Source organism: Gemmatimonadota bacterium, assembly GCA_039715185.1.
In the GTDB taxonomy this organism is placed as follows: Bacteria; Gemmatimonadota; Gemmatimonadetes; order Longimicrobiales; family RSA9; genus DATHRK01.
Genome location: JBDLIA010000175.1, coordinates 1 through 2,856, shown reverse-complemented (window position 1 = coordinate 2,856; position 2,856 = coordinate 1). Strand labels below are relative to the sequence as shown.

Genomic DNA, 2,856 nt, shown 5'->3' with positions numbered 1-2,856 from the left:
GATGCTCGGGGGACGCCTTCACGGCCGAGCGCATGTACTCGGTCAGGCTCTCGGCGTCGTGGACGATCTGCATGGCGCGACCACCGAGCACGTAGGAGGGCCGGACGAGCACCGGATAGCCGATGCGCACCGCCACGGCCTCGGCCTCGGCGAGGCTCCGCGCGATCCCGGAGGAAGGCCGCTCGAGGCGCAGCGCCTCCAGCAGCTGGTCGAAGCGCTCGCGGTCCTCGGCCCGGTCGATCGCGTCCGGCGTCGTGCCGAGGATCGGCACGCCGTTCTCCTCGAGCGCCACGGCGAGCCGCAGCGGCGTCTGTCCCCCGAACTGGACGATCACCCCGAACGGCTTCTCGCGGTCCACGATCTCGAGCACGTCCTCGAGCGTGAGCGGCTCGAAGTAGAGACGGTCGCTCGTGTCGTAGTCGGTCGAGACCGTCTCGGGGTTGCAGTTCACCATGATCGTCTCGAAGCCCGCGTCGCGCAGTGCGAACGCGGCGTGGACGCAGCAGTAGTCGAACTCGATGCCCTGCCCGATCCGGTTCGGGCCGCCGCCGAGGATCATGATCTTCCGGCGGTCGGTCGGGCGCGCTTCGCACTCGTCCTCGTAGGTCGAGTAGAGGTAGGGCGTGAAGGCCTCGAACTCGGCGCCGCACGTGTCGACCCGCTTGTAGACCGGCCGCACCCCGTGCTCGCGCCGCAGCGCGCGCACCGCCCCCTCCGTCGTGCCCCAGAGCGCGGCCAGCCGGACGTCCGAGAAGCCCGCCTGCTTGGCGGGCCGCAGCCAGGCCGGGCGGTCGGCTTCGGCAGCGCTCGCGAGCGCGGCCTCCATCTCGACGATCTCCTGGAGATTCCGCAGGAACCACGGGTCGATGGCCGTGCGGCGGAACAGCTCCTCGACGGTCGCGCCGCGCCGGAAGGCCTCGGCCAACGCCCAGGGGCGCCCCGGCCGCGGCTGGTCGATCGCGCGGTCGAGCGCCTCGTCCCCGGCCTTCCCCGCCGGCAGCTCGGGCGGCTCGAGCCCCATGGGGCCGATCTCGAGCGAACGGAGCGCCTTCTGGAAGCTCTCCTTGAAGGTCCGGCCGATCGCCATCGCCTCGCCCACCGACTTCATCTGCGTCGTGAGGAGGTCGTCCGCGCCCGAGAACTTCTCGAAGGTGAAGCGCGGGATCTTCGTGACGACGTAGTCGATGGTCGGCTCGAAGCTCGCCGGCGTCTCGCGCGTGATGTCGTTCCGGATCTCGTCGAGCGTGTAGCCGACGGCCAGCTTCGCGGCGATCTTCGCGATCGGGAAGCCCGTGGCCTTCGAGGCGAGCGCCGAGCTTCGGGAGACCCGCGGGTTCATCTCGATCACGACGAGCGCGCCCGTCTCGGGGTGCACGCCGAACTGGATGTTCGAGCCTCCGGTGTCGACGCCGATCTCGCGGATGATCGCGATCGCCGCGTCCCGCATGACCTGGTACTCGCGGTCGGTGAGCGTCTGGGCGGGCGCCACCGTGATCGAGTCGCCCGTGTGGACCCCCATCGGGTCGAAGTTCTCGATCGAGCAGATGATCACGACGTTGTCGTTCACGTCGCGCATCACCTCGAGCTCGTACTCCTTCCAGCCGAGGACGCTCTGCTCGATGAGGCAGGTGTGCTTGGGAGAGGACTGGAGGGCCCACTCGACGAGCGGCTCGTATTCCTCCGGCGTCCACGCGATGGAGCCGCCGCTGCCGCCCAGCGTGAAGCTCGGCCGGATGATGGCCGGAAAACCGGTGCGCTTCACGATCCCGCGCGCATCCTCGAGGGAGGTCGCGTAGCCGGATTCCGGCACGGCGAGGCCGATCTTCTCCATCGCGGCCCGGAACTCCTGGCGGTCCTCGGCCTTCTTGATGGCGGCGAGGTTCGCCCCGATCAGCTGGACCCCGTGGCGCTCGAGGAGCCCGGACTCCGCGAGCTCCACCGCCAGGTTGAGCGCAGTCTGTCCCCCGATCGTCGGCAGCAGCGCGTCGGGCTTCTCCGCGAGAATGATCTTCTCGAGGCTCTCGGGCGTCATCGGCTCGACGTACGTGGCGTCCGCCGTCTCGGGATCGGTCATGATGGTGGCCGGATTCGAATTCACCAGCACGACGCGATAGCCCTCTTCGCGAAGCGCCTTGCAGGCCTGGGTGCCGGAATAGTCGAACTCGCAGGCCTGGCCGATCACGATCGGACCGGAGCCGATCACCAGGATGGTGTGGAGATCCTCGCGGCGCGGCATCTAGAGCCCCCGTGCGACGGCGGCGCCGCTGACGGATTCGCCGGCCTTGTGCCGGAGCGTCATCTCGCGGAAGCGCTCGAAGAAGTAACGGACGTCGTGCGGCCCGGGCGACGCCTCCGGGTGGTACTGGACCGAGAACAGCGGCAGGCGCTCGTGGGCGAGCCCTTCGACGGTGTCGTCGTTCAGGTTCACGTGGGTCACCGTGACCGGCTCCCCGGCCTCGCGCAGCGATTCCGCCTCGACGGCGTAGCCGTGGTTCTCGGCGCAGATCGCGACCTTGCCCGTAGCGAGGTCCTTGCCCGGCTGGTTGCCGCCGTGGTGGCCGAACTTGAGCTTCCGCGTCCTGCCGCCGAGCGCCAGACCGAGGATCTGGTGCCCGAGGCAGATGCCGAACAGCGGGAGCTCCTGGGCGAGCGTGCGCACCGTGTCGCGCACTCCCTCGACGGCCGCCGGGTCGCCGGGCCCGTTCGAGAGGAAGATGGCGTCCGGCGCGAGCGCCCGCGCCTCCTCCGCCGAAGTGCGCGCGGGCACGACCGTGACCTCGAAGCCCTGGTCCACGAGGAGCCGCAGGATGTTCCGCTTCACGCCGAAGTCGAAGGCGACGACGCGGAGGGGCGGCG

2 protein-coding genes are annotated in these 2,856 nt (G+C 69.9%); both read right to left on the bottom strand.

Going from position 1 to position 2,856, the window contains the following annotated elements; all coding sequences use genetic code 11:
* Positions 1–2,236 (bottom strand): carbamoyl-phosphate synthase large subunit (gene carB, locus ABFS34_16370; protein MEN8377000.1); only part of this gene is annotated, 2,236 nt, incomplete at its 3' end.
* The coding region (locus ABFS34_16365) for a carbamoyl phosphate synthase small subunit (protein ID MEN8376999.1) at positions 2,237–2,856 on the bottom strand (620 nt) is incomplete at its 5' end. It abuts the gene before it with no gap.